At 42.0% G+C, this 21863-nt stretch carries 17 protein-coding genes; 6 read left to right on the top strand and 11 right to left on the bottom strand.

Annotation, left to right across the window (positions count from 1 at the left end; translation table 11 throughout):
• Positions 1–14: 14 nt before the first annotated feature.
• Complete coding sequence (locus D1164_RS06355) at positions 15–1181, bottom strand: helix-turn-helix domain-containing protein (RefSeq protein WP_119349121.1); 1167 nt, start codon at positions 1179–1181, stop codon at positions 15–17.
• Between the two features lie 102 nt (positions 1182–1283).
• On the opposite strand from D1164_RS06355, the gene D1164_RS06360 reads away from it, so the two are divergent.
• Complete coding sequence (locus D1164_RS06360) at positions 1284–2300, top strand: right-handed parallel beta-helix repeat-containing protein (RefSeq protein ID WP_119349122.1); 1017 nt, start codon at positions 1284–1286, stop codon at positions 2298–2300.
• A gap of 2 nt (positions 2301–2302) precedes the next feature.
• Complete coding sequence (locus D1164_RS06365; RefSeq protein WP_119349123.1) at positions 2303–6388, top strand: PKD domain-containing protein; 4086 nt, start codon at positions 2303–2305, stop codon at positions 6386–6388.
• Between the two features lie 71 nt (positions 6389–6459).
• Here D1164_RS06365 and folK read toward each other — a convergent pair whose 3' ends face one another.
• The 8 genes from folK to ileS all read right to left on the bottom strand — a co-directional run bounded on the left by folK (position 6460) and on the right by ileS (position 15068).
• Complete coding sequence (gene folK / locus D1164_RS06370) at positions 6460–6876, bottom strand: 2-amino-4-hydroxy-6-hydroxymethyldihydropteridine diphosphokinase (RefSeq protein ID WP_241558262.1); 417 nt, start codon at positions 6874–6876, stop codon at positions 6460–6462.
• An 81-nt stretch (positions 6877–6957) separates the two neighbouring features.
• Complete coding sequence (locus D1164_RS06375) at positions 6958–7308, bottom strand: dihydroneopterin aldolase (RefSeq protein WP_119349124.1); 351 nt, start codon at positions 7306–7308, stop codon at positions 6958–6960.
• A gap of 11 nt (positions 7309–7319) precedes the next feature.
• On the bottom strand, positions 7320–8048 hold the full coding sequence (locus tag D1164_RS06380; protein WP_119349125.1) for an SDR family NAD(P)-dependent oxidoreductase: 729 nt from the start codon (positions 8046–8048) through the stop codon (positions 7320–7322).
• 138 nt (positions 8049–8186) lie between these two features.
• Positions 8187–8801: a riboflavin synthase gene (locus tag D1164_RS06385; protein WP_119349126.1), complete on the bottom strand. Its 615-nt coding sequence runs from the start codon at positions 8799–8801 to the stop codon at positions 8187–8189.
• A 30-nt stretch (positions 8802–8831) separates the two neighbouring features.
• The gene (cysS, locus tag D1164_RS06390; protein WP_119349127.1) at positions 8832–10307 is read right to left on the bottom strand and encodes a cysteine--tRNA ligase; all 1476 of its coding nucleotides are present in this window, start codon (positions 10305–10307) and stop codon (positions 8832–8834) included.
• 80 nt (positions 10308–10387) lie between these two features.
• Positions 10388–11074, bottom strand: coding sequence for a lipoprotein signal peptidase (locus D1164_RS06395; protein ID WP_119349128.1), 687 nt, complete (start codon positions 11072–11074; stop codon positions 10388–10390).
• Between the two features lie 78 nt (positions 11075–11152).
• Positions 11153–11530 carry a TraR/DksA family transcriptional regulator gene (locus D1164_RS06400; RefSeq protein ID WP_119349129.1) on the bottom strand — a complete coding sequence of 126 codons (378 nt, stop codon included), beginning with the start codon at positions 11528–11530 and terminating at the stop codon, positions 11153–11155.
• 82 nt (positions 11531–11612) lie between these two features.
• The gene (gene ileS / locus D1164_RS06405; RefSeq protein WP_119349130.1) at positions 11613–15068 is read right to left on the bottom strand and encodes an isoleucine--tRNA ligase; all 3456 of its coding nucleotides are present in this window, start codon (positions 15066–15068) and stop codon (positions 11613–11615) included.
• A 259-nt stretch (positions 15069–15327) separates the two neighbouring features.
• Between ileS and D1164_RS06410 the strand changes: the two genes are divergently transcribed.
• Positions 15328–15645 (top strand): hypothetical protein, encoded by a 318-nt coding sequence (locus D1164_RS06410; RefSeq protein ID WP_119349131.1) that lies wholly within the window; start codon positions 15328–15330, stop codon positions 15643–15645.
• A gap of 1 nt (position 15646) precedes the next feature.
• On the opposite strand, the gene gldA is transcribed toward D1164_RS06410, so the two are convergent.
• Complete coding sequence (gene gldA, locus D1164_RS06415; protein WP_119349132.1) at positions 15647–16558, bottom strand: gliding motility-associated ABC transporter ATP-binding subunit GldA; 912 nt, start codon at positions 16556–16558, stop codon at positions 15647–15649.
• An 86-nt stretch (positions 16559–16644) separates the two neighbouring features.
• Between gldA and ispG the strand changes: the two genes are divergently transcribed.
• Positions 16645–18504, top strand: coding sequence for a (E)-4-hydroxy-3-methylbut-2-enyl-diphosphate synthase (gene ispG / locus D1164_RS06420; RefSeq protein ID WP_119349133.1), 1860 nt, complete (start codon positions 16645–16647; stop codon positions 18502–18504).
• Here ispG and D1164_RS06425 read toward each other — a convergent pair.
• Entirely contained in the window at positions 18501–18959 is a 459-nt protein-coding gene (locus D1164_RS06425; protein WP_119349134.1) for a hypothetical protein, read from the bottom strand. The genes ispG and D1164_RS06425 overlap by 4 nt on opposite strands.
• Before the next feature lie 133 nt (positions 18960–19092).
• Between D1164_RS06425 and D1164_RS06430 the strand changes: the two genes are divergently transcribed.
• Together D1164_RS06430 and D1164_RS06435 are read left to right on the top strand one after the other, a co-directional pair.
• Entirely contained in the window at positions 19093–19665 is a 573-nt protein-coding gene (locus D1164_RS06430; protein ID WP_119349135.1) for a flavin reductase family protein, read from the top strand.
• Between the two features lie 88 nt (positions 19666–19753).
• Positions 19754–21841 carry a M3 family metallopeptidase gene (locus D1164_RS06435; RefSeq protein ID WP_172594362.1) on the top strand — a complete coding sequence of 696 codons (2088 nt, stop codon included), beginning with the start codon at positions 19754–19756 and terminating at the stop codon, positions 21839–21841.
• Positions 21842–21863 lie beyond the last annotated feature (22 nt).

Here is a 21863-nt window from a genome sequence, read left to right on the forward strand (position 1 = left end):
AGCTGATTAAGAATCTATTTCTCCTTTTTAAGAATACTCATTTTATATTGCCCCACGGTCATGCCTGTATTCTTTTTGAAAGCACGATTAAATGAACTTACTGAACCAAAACCGGAAATAAGAGCAATATCATTCAGCGATGAAGTATCCCCCATCCCGCTTTCAAGTAAAGAAATGGAATAATTTACACGATAACTATTTATAAAATCGTTAAAGCTTTGCTGGAACTCAGTGTTAATCAAATTCGACAAGTACGTTCTGTTAGTATTTAGTTCCCTGCAAAGTTCCGTTATTTTAAGCTCAGAATCCAGATAAATTTTGTTTGTTTCCAAAAGTTTCAACAAAGCACTTTTCAGTTTTTCCTTCCGCAGTTCAACAGAATTCTTCGCAACAAAAACATCTTCTCCTTCATCTTCGTCCAGGGATCTGATTGTAAAATCCTGCCGGTTTCCCTGCAAGCCGATAACAAAAAATAAGGTACTGAACAACGCAGAGGGAATGGCAAGTATTAAATTGTTTTCAAAAAATAAGCCGCGTCCCAAAATGTTTACCACAAAACTGGCAATAGAAGTCAGAAGAAAAGAAACAGTTAACAATTTCACCCAAACCAATTCCCTTCCTTCCATGTTTGAATAAAAATTTGCGATACGTTGATTATATTTTTTTGCCAGCTGATAACCAAAAAATAAATACAAAAGCGTTTGTAACCCAAAAACAACACGGCTTAGAAAAAATACTGTGGCTGCTAATTTAAAAGGCAAAGACGTTTCGTGTGCACCCCATCTGTTTTTAACCAAAACAGATTCATAATAATATTCTTCCTCATCCGGACTTAAAAAAAAGCCTGTTACAAACAAGACGACAAATAACGTTAATGCCGGAATAAAATGCAGAATATACGATCTTTTCAGCTCTAAATCACAGGTGAGCAGGCGGACATAAATATAGTATATCGGATAAACAGAAAGCCCGGTCAGGAGGTAAATACTGTCAAGCTTTAGATATAAAGCTTTGCACCCAAGAAAAAAGGTTGCATGGCATCCGTACAGGACCGCTACCACCATCATAAAAAACCCCAGCCAATAGCGGGCCTTGTTTACCGAAAATTTGTTGGTTATAAAAACAACCGACCAAAACAATGAAACATAAATTGGTGTAAGTACAATGACTTCCCTAAACATACCTAAAAATGTACATTTTGACGTTTTAAATTTACGATTTAAACATTTATGAACTTTGCCTTGCCATACATTTGATGAAATGAATACATAAAATTAAGATTTATGAAAAAGATTGCCTTCATTTCCTCACTCATTATTTTAGCAATGACCGTTGAGGCACAAAAAGTTGCATTGCATTCAGCCACAGGTACCCAACACTTTACCGGCACCAGTGCTTTTATATCGGCATATAACGCTGCCAATTCCGGGGATACAATCTATTTGCCGGGCGGAGGTTTCTCCTCTCCGGCAAACATCGATAAACAATTATGGGTTTTAGGAGCCGGCCATTATCCCGATTCTACCCAGGCTACGGCAAAAACATTTATCAATGGAAACATTGCACTTTCCGAGAATGCTAACGGATTTCGTCTGGAAGGTGTGCATATTAACGGAAGTATTATTTTTGACAACAATGAATCCGTTGACAATGTAATCATTAAGTATTGCAAAGTTGAGAATGACCTGAATGTGCAGGGAAGCTTAATTACACCTTCGTTCAACCTGACCATCATTAACAGTGTATTTTCAGGTAGCTATTTTTACCTTTCCAATGCCCAGAATGCCGGCATATTTAATTCGATTATTCAGGGAAAAATTCTAAACAGTTTTGGCAATTTCTTCGAAAACAATATCCTGATGTTTTCTTACACGGGGTATACAAATTATTACACCATTTCAGGTGATAACAATCTATGTAATAATAATATTTTCTTAAACGCCAGTAACAGGTATTTATCAGGTGTTTCCAATCAAACGAATAACAATATTTTTGTTACAACACCTAATTTAGGTACTACTCCTATTTCATCAGGGAATTACTACCCGGTGCCCCAAAATACTATTTTCATTAACCAAACAGGAAATGCTTTTAGCTATGACCACAATTACCACCTGCAATCACCGGCCACTTATCCGGGAATTGACAATACAGAAACAGGTCTTTATGGAGGCACTCACGGATATAAAGAGGGAGCTGTTCCTTCCAACCCACACATTCAGGTACAAAATATTGCCACTACCACCGACACTGAAGGGAACTTAAGCGTACAAATTAAAGCAGTAGCCCAAGATCAGTAATTATGAAAAAGATAAAATTAATACTGATTTTCATCTTTTCGTTTATCTGGGGGGTCAAAGCACAAACCAATCTGGCAAGCTACGAATATTGGTTTAACGGCGATTATGCAACCAAACAGGTAGCTACTTTACCCCCGACAGGGCAACATCACCTTGCCGCCAACATCGATGCTTCCTCCCTTCCGGATGGAGTAAATGTCCTCCACATCCGTTACAAAGATGAAAATGGGTTATACAGCAGCACGTTAAGCAAAGTATTCTATAAAAACACAGCGCTTCTTGTGCCAAACAAAAAGCTGTCAGAATATGAGCTTTGGTTTAACAACGACTATGGGAATAAACAGGTCTTTGAGATCTCCCCCACAATCCAACATCAACTTATAACTACTTTAGATGCTTCAGGCTTACCCGATGGTGTAAATCTGCTTCATATCCGTTATAAAGATGAAATGGGATTATTCAGCAGCACCTTAAGCAAAGTCTTTTATAAAAACACCGAGCAACTTACAACCGGTAAAAAACTTGTCGAATATGAATTTTGGTTTAACAACGACTATAATAATCTGCAAATAGTTCCGGTTACTGCAACTGTTCAGCACCAGTTGGTAACAGATATTGATGCCACTGTATTACCTGACGGTGTGAATGTTCTGAACATTCGATACAAAGACGAAAAAGGAATATACAGCAGTACCTTAAGCAAAGTCTTTTACAAACCGGAGAAAAACCTGGAGAAAAACAATAAACTGATTGCTTACAGGTATTGGGTCGACGATGATTTTGAAAATGTAGTATTTAATCACATAGAACCTGCTGCCAAACAATTGAATATTTTGGACAATCTCGACATGTCCCAACTTGCAATGGGGGAGCATACCTTACATTTTCAATTCCTTGATTCAACCGGATTATGGAGTCTGGTAACCACAAACAGCATTACAAAAACAGCTATTCCGGTATCTGCCTTTTCCGTTTCAAATACTGTCCTTTGTGAAAACAGCACCCTCCAGTTCGTCAACGAAAGTCTTGATGCAGATACCTGGCTTTGGAATTTCGGAGACGGAAATACTTCTGCAGAATTTGAGCCGGAGCATGTTTTTAGTGCACCTGGTAATTTTGAGGTAAGTTTAACGGCAACCGACTCGGGCACAGGACGCGACAGCATTTTTACTCAAACGCTTACGGTTTATCCGACTTACCAGGTTGAAAAATCAGCTGAAATTTGTGAAGGTGAAAGCTACACTTTCGAAGGGGCCGTTTATACTGAATCTGGCGAATACTCTCACACCTTCACCTCAGTTAACGGTTGTGACAGTGTCATTACATTGACACTGACAGTACATCCGACTTATAATGTGATGTATGCAGGTGAAGATGCTTCTTCCAATTATCTTGTAAACGATACTTTTGAAGAAACTCCGCTTAATACATTTCCCGATGACTGGGCCATCCGATATTCGGGTACAGGATATGATGACCACTATGTTGTAGATAACCCGGTGAAAAACGGAATTCATGCATTAAAAGTTTCCGGTTCCGGCTGGGCGGCAAACTTTAGCAAAAAGGTTGATAACATTCCGGATAATGTGGTATTGGAAGGTTGGATACGCGCCGAAAATGTTACTTCCGGAGGAAGGTGCGGTTTGGGAATCGGAAATCCGGATGTTGGAAGCTGGGGCGCTTATCGGGCCAGGGTTGAATTTTATAATGGCAACCTTATCACATTTTATTATACCGGAAATTCCGGCGGCTATGGAACACAATATGTCCTGCAGCCTGCTTTATCAAACACCTGGTATCATATAAAAATAGAAACCGATGCGGTTGCCGAAACTTACAAAGTGTACATCAATGGAGAACAGGCCAGCTCCACCACAGGGGGAGAAACCATTAATGATTTTCCGCTCTATACGAATATATCAGCCACATCTGTGGAAATCTACGGAAACAGCCTGATCTATTTTGATGATATAAAAATGTTTGAAAACGGGAGTTCTTCCGTTATTGTGTGTGAAAACGAATTGCCTTATGTTTTTGGCGAACAGGAACTCCATGCGAGTGGAACTTATGTTGAAACTTTTCAAACAATATATGGCTGCGATTCCGTAGTAACACTCAATCTGACCGTTAACCCGGTTTACAACCATACGGAAACTGCATCCATTTGCGAAGGAGAAAGCTATAACTTCGGAGGAACAGATTATACCGAATCCGGCGACTACGCACACACCTTCGCCTCGGTAAATAATTGTGACAGTGTTGTTACCCTAAAGCTGACGGTGAGCCCAGTGTATGATGTAGCTATTGCAGACACCATTTATAAAGATGAATTACCCTATAGCTTTGGAGGGCAGAACCTAAGTGAGAGCGGGGTGTATTCCAATACCTTTACTTCGATAGCAGGTTGTGACAGTGCAGTCACCCTTACACTAACGGTTATAGAATATTCTGTGCCGGTTGCAGTTTGCCATCCCGTAACAATTGATTTAGACAAAACAGGGTTCTATACGCTTTCCAGAACAGATCTGGAAAGTATTGCAGCAGGGTCCAATGACGCGAATACTGGTTTTTCGGATCTAATAATTTCGGTCACACCCAATAAGTTTACATGCGAAAATGCCGGCAAAACCCTGGACGTAATGGTGATAGTAACAAACGAAGATAATTATTCCGACACTTGTTACACTGCTATTTCAGTTGCCGATAATACTCCCCCACAGGTTGATTGCCGCGATTTGGAGATTTACCTCGATGAAAATGGCCAGGCCTCTATCGATATAAATGAAACGTATGCCAGCTCCCGGGACGCCTGTGGAATTGAAAAAATCACAACACTCAAAGAAATTTTTACTTGCGATGATCTGGGCTACAACTATTTCTCTGCGTCAGTAACCGATGTTCACGAAAACAAAACGACCTGTCAAAACATCCTGGCAGTTTTTGATACCATCAGGCCAGTATTTGATCCTATGGGTAATATTGAGGTTGCGGCTCCGATAGGGGAATGCAAGGCGACCATAAATTATCCCAAAATAATGGCTACTGACAACTGCGGAATAGACAACCTGTTCCTTTACGAAGGACTTGGTCCGGATGGCCAATTCCCGGTTGGAACGACCACAGAACGTTGGATAGCTGCAGATGTTTCGGGCAACAACGACACCCTGACTTTTGAGGTGAAAGTGCTTGACAATCCCGCGGCCCCCTTCTTGGATGCCGTTCCCAATACAGAAATACCAGAAGATGCTGACTGGTTCACGGAAATACTAACGGGCATTTCCGACGGTTCAGAATGTGAAGAGTACCCGCTCCGTTTTACCTTGTCATTCGAAAACGACCAACTCCTCGAATCACATTCCCTTAGTTACACAGACGGAGATAATGTAGCGCTCCTTAAGTTACTACCGGCCCAGAATGCAAGTGGCGAAACAAATGCAACAATTACACTGACAAATTCTGAAACAGGACAGGAAACCAGTATCAATTTCAATCTCAAAATCGCTCCAGTCAATGATCCGCCCTACCTTGTTCATCCGGTACAGAATCTGGTAATGAAAGCGGGCGATTCACTGAAAGTGGCTTTTAGCCCTGAAAAAGGTATCATTTTCGATGATGTAGACGAAAACGATATGCTGCAACTTTCTGTTCAGCCGGAAGACGGAAGCACATTGCCTGAATGGCTGGTGTTCAAAAATGATACGTTATGGGCCTTCCCGACAGCAGCCGACACGGGTTGTATAAAGCTGCTCCTTGTAGCAATAGATCTGGAAGGAGAACAAGCAAACAATCCATTTACACTTTGCAGTGACTTTTTTGTAGGAACGAACCTGCTAAATTCCCGGGGACTGAAAGTTTACCCAAATCCTTCCACAGGGAAAGTTTATATCGAACTTACCCAAACAGGAAACAGAAAAACTGATGTTTCGGTCTCAAATATTCTGGGACAGGAAATTTTGCATAAAGTTTTCCCGTCAGAAGGACGTTTGGAAATAGATCTATCCGGTCAGGTCAGTGGCATGTATCTATTTAAAATACGGGGAGACGGCATCGAATCAAATCAAAAAATAATACTCCATCGGGAGCATTAAAAAATAATACATTAGTCATACTATGGCTTGACTTGAAGCCATAGTATGACTTTTTTTGAAAAAAGGTGTCGCTATATCAGAACCTCATCCACACTTTTGCGAAGAAAATCGCGGGTGTAGTAATCGGCATCCACAATTTCGCCGTTCCAAACCACAATGTCAAGATCAATGGTACGGGGACCAAACCGGGGTGCTTTCCGGTCACGCCCTAATCGATCCTCTATCTTTTTGAGCAGGCGTTTCAGCTCTTTCTTTTTATGCGGTGTTTCAATCTTTACCGCCCCGTTAGTAAAATCGGGCTGGTTCTCAATGCCAATGGGTTTCGTTTTAACCAATGCTGAAATCTTTTTTATTTCCACCTCACTACTCAAAATCTTGAGCATTTTTGAAATATTTTCTTCGGCATCAATGTTGGATCCAATGCCAATAATAACAACATTTGGAATTGTCATACTATGACTCGAAGTCGCGGTATGACTGGTTTTCATTTTAAAATCTCCAGACAAAATTTCCTCTTTTTAACAAAACATAATCAATCAATTTCCCTTTTCTAATACCATGACTCAGATTCAGGGGCCTTCCATAGTCACCGAAACCGATTTGGCAAAGCGGAGCGCATGAGGCTTGTCCACCTCCACTTTTGCCCATTTTACTTTTTTATCTTCAAGAATGAGGTCAAGAATTTTCCGGGTTAATACTTCCAGTAATTTGAACTGTCCTTCCTGTACCAATGCAATCACTTTTTTGGTAATGGTTTTATAATCCAAAATATCCACCGGTTCATCCGCCTCCAGCGCTTTGGGGGAAATCGCTGTTTCCATCTCAAAATTGATAATCACATCCTGCTTGTTGACCAGTTCTTCCGGATTAAACCCGATATACGTCCGCAGTAAAAGATTTTTAACTTTTATTCTTGCCATATTTTTATCGATTAATCGTTTTGACCTAAATTCTCCCCTCCGTCAGCAAAAAGCAATTGCCCGGTAAGGTGATCATTTTCCAGGATATAGTCGATACTCTTTAGAATCGGTACTACTCCTCCCGGCTTTTTCATGGGAATATTTTCAGCCAATCCCCAAAGATACTGTTCACTTTTATCTTCGGGAGGAAGGCTAACACCCGGCGCAATAGCATTGACCCTTATATCCGGTGCAAATTCCAGTGCCGCCATTTTAGTAAGTTCCCAAAGTGCTTTTTTAGAAAGGGAATACGCAGCAAAATTGGATTTACTTGTTGTAATGCGGGTATCCACAAAGTTAACAATATTCCCTTTTTTACAATGAAGGGCAAAATCACGCATAAGTAAAAACGGGGCTTTAAAGTTGATATTCATCTGACTGTCGAACAACCCGGTGGTTGTTTCTTTTAAATACCCTGGAAGAAAAACCGATGCATTATTCACCAGCAGGTTAAACGAACCCGTTTCTGAAACAACCAGAGGGATCAATTTTTCCACCTCCTTTTCAGATACCAAATTTGCCTGAATGCGGGAAAAGTTTTGCTGCGGATATTTTTGTTGCAACAACGTTTCCAGCTTTTTTGCCGGCTCTTCCGATGTATTAAAATGAATAACAACATCCCAGCCATTGCTCGCAAGATGTTCTGTAATGGACTTTCCAATACGTTTGGATGCGCCTGTCACCAATGCTGTCTTGTTCATTCAAAAAGTTTTCTTAAAACTACAAAATCTGTATGAACAAAACACAGCTCTGCTGAAGATGTTTGAGAATGGCACAATTTTGAGCAAAACTCCCCACCTGGTTTAGTCACAGGAAGATTAAATTCCCGGAGTCCGGTGCTACCTGTTTGCGTAAGTATTCAATTTTCCCAGGTATTTTCCGATAATATCGAATTCAAGGTTTACTACCGTCCCTTCCCTGAAGGTGTGAAAATTGGTAACTTCCTGGGTAAACGGAATAATGGCTACCTGGAATGAATTATCTTTTGAGTTGACCACCGTAAGACTGACGCCGTTTACCGAAACCGATCCTTTTTCAACAGTCATGTAACCCTGTTTGGCTTTTTCAACATCGAAATCATATTCAAAAGTGTAATACCAGCTTCCGTCGGCCTCTTCCACCCTGGTGCAAATAGCAGTTTGATCCACATGTCCCTGCACAATGTGTCCGTCAAGGCGACCGTTCATTGCCATGCTGCGTTCGAGGTTTACTTTCGAGCCAACCTCCAATCCACCCAGGTTCGATTTCAACAAGGTCTCCTTAATGGCAGTTACCTTGTAAGTTTTTTTCTCCTTATCTACTTCGACCACAGTTAAACAAACGCCGTTGTGTGACAGACTTTGATCAACCTTTAACTCTCCGGCAAACGAACAGGTGAGGGTAAAATGTACATTTTCCTGATCTTTTTCAATGGCGGTTACTGTTCCAAATTCTTCTATAATTCCTGAAAACATGGCAATTTAATATTTAAAAATACAACTTCGCTATCTGAGGCTCCACTCAAATCCGTCTTTAGTGTCTTTTATTTCAACACCCAGTGCGTTCAGTTCATCCCTAATCTTATCGGCTGTTGCCCAATCTTTATTCTTCTTGGCTTCCATCCTGACATTCAACAACAAATCAATTGTGCCGCTTAAAATTTTATTTTCTTCGGAATCTGCAGGTTGTTCTTCTTTCAGCCCCAAAATATCAAAAACCATTGTATGGATGAACCCTTTTAGTTCTTCCAAATCTTTTGCAGAAATTTTCTCATGGCCTGTTTTAACAGAGTTTATCATTTTCACTCCTTCAAACAGGTTTGCAATGGCAATAGGGCTATTTAAATCATCATTCAACGCGGCAAAACACTTTTCTTTTAAGGCAGACACATCCACCGTAGATTCTGAAGCAACAGGCAATTTTTCCAATGTTTCCACTGCTGTCATCAGCCGTTCCAATCCTTTTTCGGAAGCCTGCAGCGCTTCATTCGAAAAGTCGATGGTGCTGCGGTAATGGGCCTGTAAAACAAAAAAGCGGATTGTCATTGGCGAATAGGCCTTTTCAAGTATCGCATGCTCCCCCGTAAACAGCTCATCAAGGGTAATAAAGTTCCCCAGCGATCTGGCCATCTTCTGCCCGTTAATGGTAATCATGTTGTTGTGCATCCAATAGCGGGCCGGTCCCTTCCCTTTTTTGGCCGTTGCCTGAGCAATTTCACATTCGTGATGGGGAAAGGCCAAATCCATTCCTCCCCCGTGAATATCAAAAACATCACCAAGGTATTTGGCACTCATCACAGAGCATTCGAGGTGCCACCCCGGGAACCCGTTACTCCATTTTGAAGGCCAACGCATAATATGACTGGGTGAAGCCTTTTTCCACAAGGCAAAATCGAAGGCGTTTTTCTTTTCTTCCTGCCCTTCCAGCCGGCGGGTATTGGTTTTTATATTCTCCAAATCTCTACCTGAAAGCTTTCCGTAGTGGTACTCCCCGTTATACTTTTCCACATCAAAATAGACCGAACCGTTGGCTTCATAGGCATATCCCTTTTCTAAAATAGAGTCTATAAATTCCAGTTGCTCGATGATGTGGCCGGATGCACGCGGTTCAATACTGGGAGGCAACACATTTAACTGCGTCATATTCTGGTGGAAAGTATTCATATATTTCTGCACCACCTCCATGGGTTCAAGCTGTTCCACACGGGCTTTTTTGGATATCTTGTCTTCGCCCGACTCATCGGCTTCATTTTCCAGATGCCCCACATCCGTAATATTCCGGACATAACGCACCTTGTATCCTAAAAACATCAGGTATCTGTAAAGCAAATCGAAAAAAATAAAAGGCCGTGCATGCCCCAGGTGCGAATTACTGTAAACAGTAGGACCGCATACATACAATCCCACCTTCCCTTCTACCAGCGGTTTAAAAACTTCCTTTTCGCGTGAAAGAGTATTGTAAATGATCAGTTGGTTCTCCATAACGGTTGAAAATTGTACCAGGTGCTACAAAAGTAAAATAAAATAGGGGAAAACAGGGATTTTTTCGCTTCCTAAAGCCGTCACTCCTTTTCGCTGGTCATCTCTTCTACTCTTGTTACATCCCCGTCACCACCTTCATTATATTCTTCTTTTTTATCGAGGGAGTTGAATTGTTTTCTGTAAAATATCAGAATAGAAAATATACCGACAGTGATTGACGAATCGGCAATATTGAAAACCGGCCTAAAAAAGACAAAATCGTTTCCTCCCCAGACAGGAAGCCATTCAGGCAATTTGGTTTCGATGATCGGGAAATAAAACATATCGACCACCCTGCCGTGAAGAAATCCGGCGTAACCACCTCCTTCAGGCAAAAAACCGGCCACCTGTCCGTAGCTATGATTAAAAATCATCCCATAAAACAAACTATCGATAATATTCCCAATGGCCCCGGAGAATATAAGCGCAATACAGGCAAGAAAACCAAAAGGTACCTCCTTTTGACGATTAAGCCGGAACAGGTACCAACCAATGGCAAACACCGCAACAATGCGAAAAACACTGAGAAAAAGTTTCCCGTATTCTCCGGCAAATTCAAAACCAAAAGCCATCCCGTTGTTTTCCACAAAATGGAGAATAAACCAATTTTTAAAAATAATAATCTCTTCTCCAAGCGAAAAATTGGTTTTTACCCACACCTTCAGCACCTGATCGGCAACCAGCACTGAAAATATAATAACAAGCAACTTGGTGATACGATTTTTCATTTTCTGACATAAAAAAACTCCCGGATATTTTCTAAAAATCGAAAAATCCGGGTAGTTCGTAAATTTTCTTTTTTCAAACTATCCCATGCCCTTTTTTGCATCAATGCACAGCGTAGCATGCGGAACGGCCCTCAATCGTTCTTTTGAAATTAGTTTTCCCGTTTCGCGGCAAATCCCGTAAGTTTTATTTTCAATGCGCACGAGAGCTGCCTGGAGGTATTGAATGAACTTCAGTTGCCGTTGTGCCAACTTACCTGCTTCTTCTTTTGAAAGGGTGGCAGCTCCTTCTTCGAGAACCTTAAATGTAGGCGATGTATCCTGGGTGTCATTCCCGTCGCCATGTGTGATGGAACTTCTATACATTTCATAGTCGTCCTGCGCTTTTTTCAGCTTGGAAAGTATAATTTGTTTAAATTCCATCAACTCTTCATCCGAATATCTGGTTTTTTCTCCCATAATAACAGGATTTTAATTTATTATCAAATCTGGCCGAAAATAGTAAATTTTTGCGTTCTATTTCAGGCCGTATAACATATCGTTACATTTGTTGTTTTTCTACAACAATTGCAATCGAAACATCTTTATCAATCTCCACTTCTCTTGCCAATGAACTATCCAGGTTGTCAACCAACTCAAGATCAACCGCTAGAGTTTGGGCGCAAATATAACTTTTATGATTTAACACGGCATCATTTATTTCATCGTGTTTCTCAATTTTCAGTCTGATACGGTCGGTAACTTCAAATCCACTCTCTTTCCGAAGGTTCTGAATTTTATTGATGAACTCCCGGGCAATTCCCTCCTGCCTCAGCTCTTCCGTTACGTTCACATCCAGGGCAATGGTCATTTGCCCCTCGGTAGCCACAGTCCAGCCCGGAATATCTTCGGTCAGGATTTCCACATCGTCTTTAGCAATTAATATCTTCTGTTCTCCGGCTTCCACTTCCACCGTACCTGTATTTTCCAATTCGGCAATCTGATGCTGATCAAACCGGGCAATGGCTCCTGAAATCTGCTTCATCAGTTTACCGTACTTAGGTCCCAACGTTTTAAAGTTGGGTTTTATTTTCTTTTTGATGATACCTTCTGTATCGGTAAGAAACTCCACTTCCTTCACATTCACTTCGCTAAGAACGATACCTTTTACTGCCTCAAACTGCTCACGGAAATGCGGATTCAGTACCGGTACCATAATTTTTGCCAGCGGTTGCCGTACTTTTAATTTTTCTTTCCGGCGAAGGGCAAGCACCATGGAAGAAGCTCTCTGGGCAATGCCCATTTTTTCTTCTAAATCTTTATCAATCAGTTTTTCATCAAAAGCCGGAAAATCAGCTAAATGAACACTTTGATCCGGTTCTTTGCTTGTAGCTTTGTTCAGATCAGAATAAAGCAAATCGGCATAAAAAGGAGCAATGGGCGCCATCAGCTTAGCAACGGTTTCCAGGCAGGTGTACAATGTCTGGTAAGCCGAAATTTTATCAGCTGAGTACTCTCCTCCCCAGTATCTTTTCCGGCTCAGTCGCACGAACCAGTTGCTCAGGTTTTCAGTAACAAATTCGGAAATAGCACGTCCGCCCCGTGTGGGCTCGTAGTTTTCGTAGCTTTCACCCACCTCTTTTATCAGAGAGTGGAGCAAAGAGATAATCCACCGGTCGAGCTCGGGACGCTGGTCTACAGGAATTTCCTCTTCAGCAAACCTGAAATTATCTACATTGGCGTACAGCGCAAAGAAACTGTATGTGTTATAGAGCGTTCCGAAAAATTTCCGTTTAACCTCTTCGATGCCATCCACGTCGAATTTCAGATTGTCCCAGGGCTGTGCATTGGTAATCATGTACCAGCGCAATGGGTCGGAACCGTATTTTTCGATGGTCGCAAACGGGTCGACTGCATTACCAAGCCGCTTCGACATTTTGTTGCCGTTTTTGTCGAGCACCAGTCCGTTGGAAATAATATTTTTAAACGAAACGGAATCGCTCACCATGGTAGCAATGGCATGCAACGTAAAAAACCAGCCGCGGGTTTGATCCACCCCTTCCGCAATAAAATCTGCAGGAAACACCCCTTTGCCGGTGGCCGGGTTGTACTTTTCCTGGTTTTCAAACGGATAATGATGCTGCGCGTAAGGCATTGAGCCTGAGTCGAACCACACATCAATCAAGTCAGGCTCACGGAACATTTTCTTTCCTGAAGGGGAAACCAGTACCACATGATCAATGTATGGTTTGTGGAGATCAATATTTTCGTAATTCCCTTTGGAATAATTACCTGCTTCAAAATTTTTATACGGATTTTCAGTCATGACCCCGGCTTCGATAGACTTTTCAATCTCAGTCATCAATTCCTCCGTGGACCCGATACAAATTTCTTCCGAACCATCTTCGGTTCGCCAGATGGGAAGTGGCGTTCCCCAAAACCTGGAACGACTAAGATTCCAGTCCACGAGGTTTTCCAACCAATTCCCGAAGCGACCGGTACCGGTAGATTGTGGTTTCCAGTTGATGGTATTGTTCAGCTCTACCATCCGTTTTTTTACTTCAGTGGTTTTAATAAACCATGAGTCGAGCGGATAGTAAAGAACCGGCTTATCAGTCCGCCAGCAGTGCGGGTAATTGTGGACATGTTTTTCAATTTTGAATGCTTTGTTTTCAAGCTTCAGCATCACCGAAATATCCACATCCACAGTCGGGTCATCCTCCGTTAGCTTTTCGCTGTAATCGTTTTTTACGTAGCGTCCTGAAAATTCATGGTACTTTTCAGTATTTACATATTCTTTCACAAACGATTCAGCCAATTCTGAGATAAGAAAAAACCTTCCTTTCCGGTCAACCAATGCCTGGGTTTTACCTTCTACATCTTCCACAACCAGCGGAGAAATTCCATTTTGTTTGGCCACGCGGTCGTCATCGGCACCGAAGGTAGGTGCAATGTGAACAATTCCGGTACCGTCTTCAATGGTCACAAAATCGCCGGTAATTACTTCAAAAGCTTTTCCTTTGGGTTTTACCCACTCAATCAGTTGTTCGTACTGAACGCCTTTCAGCTCATTGCCTGAATACTCGCCCAGTACTTTGTACGGAATATTTTTGTCGCCCTGTTTATATTCTTTAAATGAAGCGCCTTCGTTTTCCGGATTGAAATACACGTGAAGCAGATCTTTTGCCAGGATTAGTGTAACCGGGTCCCCGGTATACGGATTAAATGTTTTTATTTTCACATACCTGATTTGCTGCCCCACGGCCAATGCTGTGTTCGATGGCAGTGTCCAGGGAGTGGTGGTCCAGGCAAGGAAATACAAATCAGTATCCACATTCTCAAACAAAAAATCCGATTTCCCGTTGCGAATGGCTTTAAACTGAGCCACAGCAGTGGTATCTTTTACATCGCGGTAGCAACCCGGCTGATTAAGTTCATGCGAACTAAGGCCGGTTCCTGCAGCGGGCGAATACGGCTGAATGGTATAGCCCTTGTAAAGAAAACCTTTGTTGTAAATCTGCTTCAACAACCACCAAACTGTTTCAATGTACCGACTGTCGTAAGTAATGTAAGGGTCGTCCATATTCACCCAGTACCCCATAATACGGGTAAGCTCTTCCCACTCCCGGGTGTATTTCATCACCTCCTTACGGCAGGCGGCATTGTATTCTTCTACCGAAATTTTTTTTCCAATATCTTCTTTTGTAATGTTCAGCGACTTTTCCACGCTGAGCTCCACCGGTAGGCCGTGCGTATCCCAACCGGCTTTACGATGAACACGGAACCCTTTCATCGTTTTATAACGGCAAAAAATATCTTTGATAGCACGGGCCATCACGTGGTGAATTCCCGGCATCCCATTGGCTGAAGGAGGTCCCTCATAAAAAACAAATGTAGGGTGCCCCTCGCGGGTAGAAATACTTTTGTGAAAGGTATCGTCTTCTTTCCAGCGTTTTAAAACCTCTTTATTAATCTGAGACAGGTCTAACTGTTTGTAATCCTGAAATTTATCCGTCATAAAAATCCTTATTCTGCTACTTCCGTTAAAAAAATATGCAAATATAGGAAATTTTCAGGGCGGGTGTTTTAAATAGGTTGTTAAATCCGTAATCCCATAACACTGACCTTTAGCTCTTAATCCTGAATAAAAACATCTGGTGTTGCCAAGCCGGCCCGAAAAGTCGAAAAGTCTGTGGATTAATATGTTTTTAACGGATTTACCATTTTAATAAAGAAATTTTTCTACTTTTAGTTTTTTAAAACCGGGGTAAAAAGTTATGGCTGATTCTTTACAAAAAAACGACCAGGAAAAGCTTTTCGATGAGCTTATTGCCGTTAAACTTCTGTATAAGACCAAAGAAAGAAAGTGGAAACAACTTGCCGCAGAAAATCCTGATTACCAAAGAATAAAAAATGAAATGCAGGCACTCCGGAAACGTATTTCGGGTATCGAAAAATGTATATCGAAATACGGTGAAAGCTTTTTTGATGTGTATGATTCAGAGCTGATAAAGCCGCTGAGTGAATCTGACATTCTTGTGTTAAGGGATGAAATAAAAGATGTGCGGTATTCGCTTGAAGCAATGGGGAAATAAGTTAATTTCCACGGGTTAACCGCTGAAAAATACTTTCCAGGTTCTGTTGTTTCTGGAACAACGTGAGCAATGTGAGGTTGTTTTGTACAGCAAACCTAAAAATGGCAGGTCGAATATCCTCGTTTCCATCAGCTTCAATTTTCCACTGCCCGTTTTCAAAGATGATGCTTTTCACCCCTTCTATTTCATGTAGTTTTTCCGGCAATACCTGCTTATCGAAAGCGGCGACTACTGTTTGGTTCCGTATCAGTTGTGCTTTCTTAATATCGGAAATACTTCCATCTGCTACAATTTCCCCTTTGTTTATGATGAGTACGCGGTTGCAAACAGCCTCCACTTCCGGCATAATGTGCGTCGAAAAGATGACTGTTTTCTCCCGACTAATGTCACGGATCAGGCCACGGATATCTTCCAACTGGTTGGGATCAAGTCCTGAAGTAGGTTCATCCAGAATCAGCACTTCCGGATCATGGATAAGCGCTTGTGCCAGTCCTACCCGCTGCCGGTAACCTTTGGAGAGCATCCCGATTTTTTTGTGTTGTTCGTTGCCCAAACCAGTTAGTTCCACCATGCGCTCCACCTGCCGTTTTTTATCTTTCATGTGATAAAACCCGGCGCTAATTTCAAGGTACTCTCTGACGTAAAGCTCGGTGTAAAGCGGATTATGTTCCGGCAGATAACCAATATTTCGCCGGATAGAAGTATTATCTGCCGAAACTTTCTGATTATCCATCCATACTTCTCCAGAGTTTGCAGGTAAAAAACCGGTAATAATTTTCATTAGCGTTGATTTTCCTGCACCATTGGGACCAAGGAACCCCAAAAGCTCCCCCTTTCCCACAGAAAAGCTAACATCATCCAACGCTTTTTGCTTTCCAAATAATTTTGTTACTCTACTGATTTTTAAGTCCATATATTTTTATTACCGAACAAAAATAAAGGAATCTTTTTAAATTGAAACCATTAACGTAAATTTGCAACTCAGCTTAACAGAAAGTCATGGAAGATCGTCATTTTAATTACATAAAAGATATAACGCGCCACGAAAGGCAAAGAACATTGGAAGTCAATATCGGCGGTGTGGCCGTTGGTGGAGATAATCCCATACGTATCCAGTCAATGACGGATACACCCACAAAGGAAACAGAGCTCACAGTTGAACAAATTATTGCTTTGGCAAAAGCAGGCGCCGATTATGTTCGCTGCACAGTGAAAGGTATTTACGATGCAGAAAACCTAAAAAATATTGTAGATGAACTGCGAAAAAGAGGATATACCATTCCTTTGGTAGCCGATGTTCATTTCAATCCAAGGTTGGCAGAAATTGCCGCCAAGTATTTTGACAAGGTCCGCATCAACCCGGGAAATTTTTATGATAAACGGGCTCGGTTCGAAGCTAAAGTTTACTCAGATGAAGAGTACAAACAGGAATTACAAAATATTGAAGAACAATTTATTCCGTTCCTGAAAATGCTGAAAAACACCAATACCGCTCTGCGTATTGGGGCAAACCACGGATCGTTGTCTGATCGGGTAATGAGCCGTTACGGTGATTCCCCTTCGGGAATGGCCGAATCAGTGCTTGAATTCCTGCGCATTTGTAAAAGTGTCGATTTTAATGATGTAGTGGTGTCTATCAAGTCGAGCAATACCCGAATGATGGTTTACACCGTTCGCCTGCTGAATTACAAAATGCGGCTTGAAGACATGCAGTATCCTATCCACCTGGGAGTTACCGAGGCCGGAGAAGGAGAAGACGGTCGCATAAAATCGGCCGTGGGAATTGGCGCCTTACTGGGCGATGGTATTGGCGATACCATCAGGGTTTCGCTCACAGAAAATCCGGAGAATGAAGTACCGGTAGCCAAAAAACTGGTGGACCATTTTAAGTCGTACAGAAACCATGAACCGATTAATGCCTCGCTGATCGCCCAGACCAACCCGTTTGAATACGAACGGAGAGCGACGCGACCTGTATTAAACATGGGAGGAGAAGAATTGCCGGTAGTGGTGGCTGACTTGGGCGACCGGAGCCTGAAAGAAATGCTTCCGGTACGCGGAAAAATGGTCCCCGATTATTTCCTGTCAGGAAACAAAATTATAGACATCAAGGGAGAAAGTAATCCTATCATTTCTTTGGAGGAATACCTGTTTGAAAGTACACGCTGGGGCCGGCTGAAATTTATCCGCACCAACAAAATGGAATTTGATAGTTTCATGGCGAAGAACCCCGAAATTATCATGAAGCTGAAACAAACCCGTAAAACGGTACTGATTCTCGAAAGTTTCAATAAAAATCCGATGGCCGAACTGCGGGCATTCTTTACTGCACTCGAATCGCACATCTGGAAAGTACCGGTTATTCTTTACAGAAGGTACAACGAAGAAAAGCTGGAAGATCTGCAAATCAAGGCTTCTGCCGATTTGGGCGGACTGTTAATTGATGGTTACGGCGACGGTATCTGTATTTCGAATGACAATGAAAGAATTACCTTCACAGAGCTGAAAGACCTTAGTTTTGGTATTTTGCAGGCAAGCCGTATGCGGATGTCCAAAACCGAGTTCATTTCATGTCCGGGTTGTGGAAGAACACTTTACGATTTGCAGGAAACAACCAAAAATATCAAAGAACATTTTAAACACCTCGACCATTTGAAAATCGGTATTATGGGCTGTGTTGTAAACGGGCCGGGAGAAATGGGCGATGTGGATTACGGATTTGTGGGAGTCAGCCAGAACAAAGTGACCTTGTATAAAGGATTGAAACCGGTTAAAAGGCATATTCTTTTTGAAAATGCCGTGGAGGAACTTGAACAACTCATCAGGGAAAACGGTGACTGGAAAGATCCGGAGAATTAGTTTGCTTCGTTAAAATCTACTATCATTTCTTTGAGCTTTTCACGAAATTCTTCCATGCCATTAATGTCAAGGGATGGTGCGTACCGGATTTCATGTGAACTACCGTTGCTGGTTATTTTGATCCATTCATCACAACCATCAACACACACATTGCATTCGTTGTGATCCAAAGTCAGAAAATAATCGTAGTCGAAAGAAGCTCTCAGGCTGTCCCAATCCAAAGACGATATTTTCTTACTTCTTGCTGTGATCCCCTTATCTTCCCCGCAAGGTATTTCACGTAAATATTCAACCTGGGAATACGAAATCTCAATATATTCCTCACCAGCGCACCATCCGCATTGTGTGCCAAATTCAATAACAAAGTTTTCCTTCACTTCAGAATGGTCTCTGAAACAAGAACTGGCAAGCAAAACCGTTAAGAATAAAATAATTGGTCCGGATATTTTCCCCATAATCACATTTTAAGCTAAGACCCCTCATCTACACTAAAAGTTGCTTTAAGGCATCGTTTATTTTTAACTTGCCTGCTAATTTATTTAATTTGTACTCTAAAATCAGAAACAACTACCAAAATAACGAACAGAAATGTCAAAAATCCATTGGAAACCCGGCACTATGATTTATCCGCTTCCCGCCGTGATGGTGAGTTGCGGGCATCAACCGGAAGAATACAATATTATTACCATTGCCTGGACAGGCACCATTAACAGTGATCCCCCCATGTGCTCCATTTCGATTCGCCCGGGAAGGCATTCGTACGAAATCATCAAACGAACCGGAGAGTTTGTTATCAACCTCACTACGGAAGAACTGGCTAAAGCTACTGACTGGTGTGGGTGCCGTTCAGGCCGAAAATACAACAAATGGGAGAAGATGAACCTCACCCCCCTTCCGGCAAAAATAGTGAAAGCTCCCATTATCGGCGAATCACCGGTAAACATTGAGTGTGTAGTAAAAAACATTCTGGAACTGGGAACACATCACATGTTTATTGCAGAGGTAGTTAACGTTTCAATCGACGACAAATACCTGGACGAACAGCAGGCATTCAGTTTTGCTAAAGCCCGGCCACTCGTATACAATCACGGGCATTATTTTGGCCTCGGAAAAATGATTGGTAAATTCGGCTGGTCCGTTCAAAAGAAGAAGCAGAAATGACAGTTTTTTCCTTTCGGATGAACATTATCCTTCGATAATTGTCATTTTTGCAATCCTGTTATTAGTCTAATAATAAAATTTTCAGCCAATGAAAACCAGGTTGTTTTTAATACTTTTTTTAATGAATTTGAACATGGTTAACGCACAAAAAAATCCGTTACTTGGAGAGTTTAAAACACCGCACCAAACAGCGCCATTTGCGGAAATCAAAAGTGAACACTTTTTGCCAGCCTTTAAAGAAGCAATAAACCAAGGCGAAGCAGAAGTAAAAGCCGTCATTGAAAATGCTGCCGAACCCACATTCGAAAATACAATAGCAGCGCTGGACAGGACAGGCAAACTACTGAACCGCACAGCGGGGATTTTTTTCAACCTCATTAATGCCGAAACGAACGATGAGTTGCAAAAAATAGCACAGGAAGTTTCTCCGATGCTCACCAAATACCAAAATGACATTACGTTGAACCCAGTCCTCTTTGCGCGAATAAAATCCGTTTACGATAAAAAGGAAGAGCTGAACCTGAACGCAGAAGATGAAACCCTGCTGGAAAATACATACCTCACTTTTGTGCGTCAGGGAGCCAACCTTTCGGAAGCTGACAAGGAAAAATTCAGGGAAATCAGCACTGAACTGGCAAAACTCACCCTTACTTTCGGTGAAAATGTACTGAAAGAAACCAACAGTTACGAAATGCATGTGACGGACAAAAGCCGGTTGGGCGGGTTGCCGGAAAGCGCCCTTGAAGCAGCGGCTGCCAAAGCGAAAGGAAAAAAGAAAGAAGGTTGGGTATTTGATGTTACCATGCCCAGTTACCTGCCCTTTATGAAGTATGCTGAAGACCGTGAACTTAGGAAGGAACTGTATCTGGCCTACGCATCAAAATCATTTAAAGAAGATGAACTGGACAACCAGGATAACGTAAAAAGAATAGTGAACCTGAGATTGGAAATGGGCAAGCTGTTGGGCTATAACAATTATGCCGACTATGTTCTTGAACGCCGAATGGCCATGAATCCTGACGGCGTTTACAAGCTGCTAAACGATTTGTACGATGCTTCCTTCCCTGTAGCACAAAAGGAAAAAGAAGAAGTAACAACATTTGCCCGCGAATTGGGTTTCTCTGACGAAATAATGCCCTGGGACTGGACCTACTACAGCGAAAGGCTAAAAGTGGAAAAGTTTAATTTAGACGACGAAATGCTGAAGCCCTATTTTGAACTGGACAAAGTAGTGGATGGAGTGTTTGGACTGGCAACTGAATTGTTCGGAATCACATTCAGGCCCAATAAAAACATTCCGGTTTATCATGAAGAAGTTGTTCCTTATGATGTTTACGATGAAAACGGGCACTTTCTATCGGTCCTTTATACTGATTTTCACCCACGCCCGGGCAAACAGGGCGGTGCATGGATGAATGATTTTAAAGGCCAATGGAAAGAAAACGGTACTGACTCCCGGCCGCACATCACCATTGTAATGAATTTTACACGCCCAACGGAAACCAAACCGGCACTGCTTACTTTTACAGAAGTGGAAACATTTATGCACGAGTTTGGCCACGCCCTTCATGGAATGCTTGCTAATTCCACCTATTCAAGCCTGTCGGGAACCAATGTTTACAGGGACTTTGTAGAACTTCCCTCCCAAATTATGGAAAACTGGGCTGTGGAAAAAGAGTTCCTTGACCGCTTTGCCACACACTACCAAACCGGAGAAAAAATTCCCGTGGAACTGGTAGAAAAAATAAAAGCTTCCCAAAATTACCTTGCAGGCTACCTTTCTGTCCGGCAGTTGAGCTTCGGATACCTTGATATGGCCTGGCACACACTAGAAAAACCGTTTCAGGGCGAGGTGAAACAGTTTGAAGAGACCGCCTGGAGGAAAACCCAAATCTTTCCGGTAATCAACAAAGCATGTATGAGCACCCAGTTCGGACATTTGTTTGCCGGCGGATATGCTGCCGGTTATTACGGCTACAAATGGGCTGAAGTACTCGATGCCGATGCTTTCAGCTTATTTAAAGAAAAGGGACTCTTCAATAAAGAAGTGGCAGCCTCCTTCCGTAAAAACATCCTGGAAAAAGGCGGTACAGAGCACCCCATGATTCTTTACAAACGCTTTCGCGGACAGGAACCCAATGTAGATGCACTGCTCGAACGAAGCGGGATGAAATAAAAACTTTTGGAATTTCCAATGG

Origin of the sequence: Mariniphaga sediminis, from assembly GCF_003573545.1 — a bacterium.
Taxonomy (GTDB): Bacteria; Bacteroidota; Bacteroidia; order Bacteroidales; family Prolixibacteraceae; genus Mariniphaga; species Mariniphaga sediminis.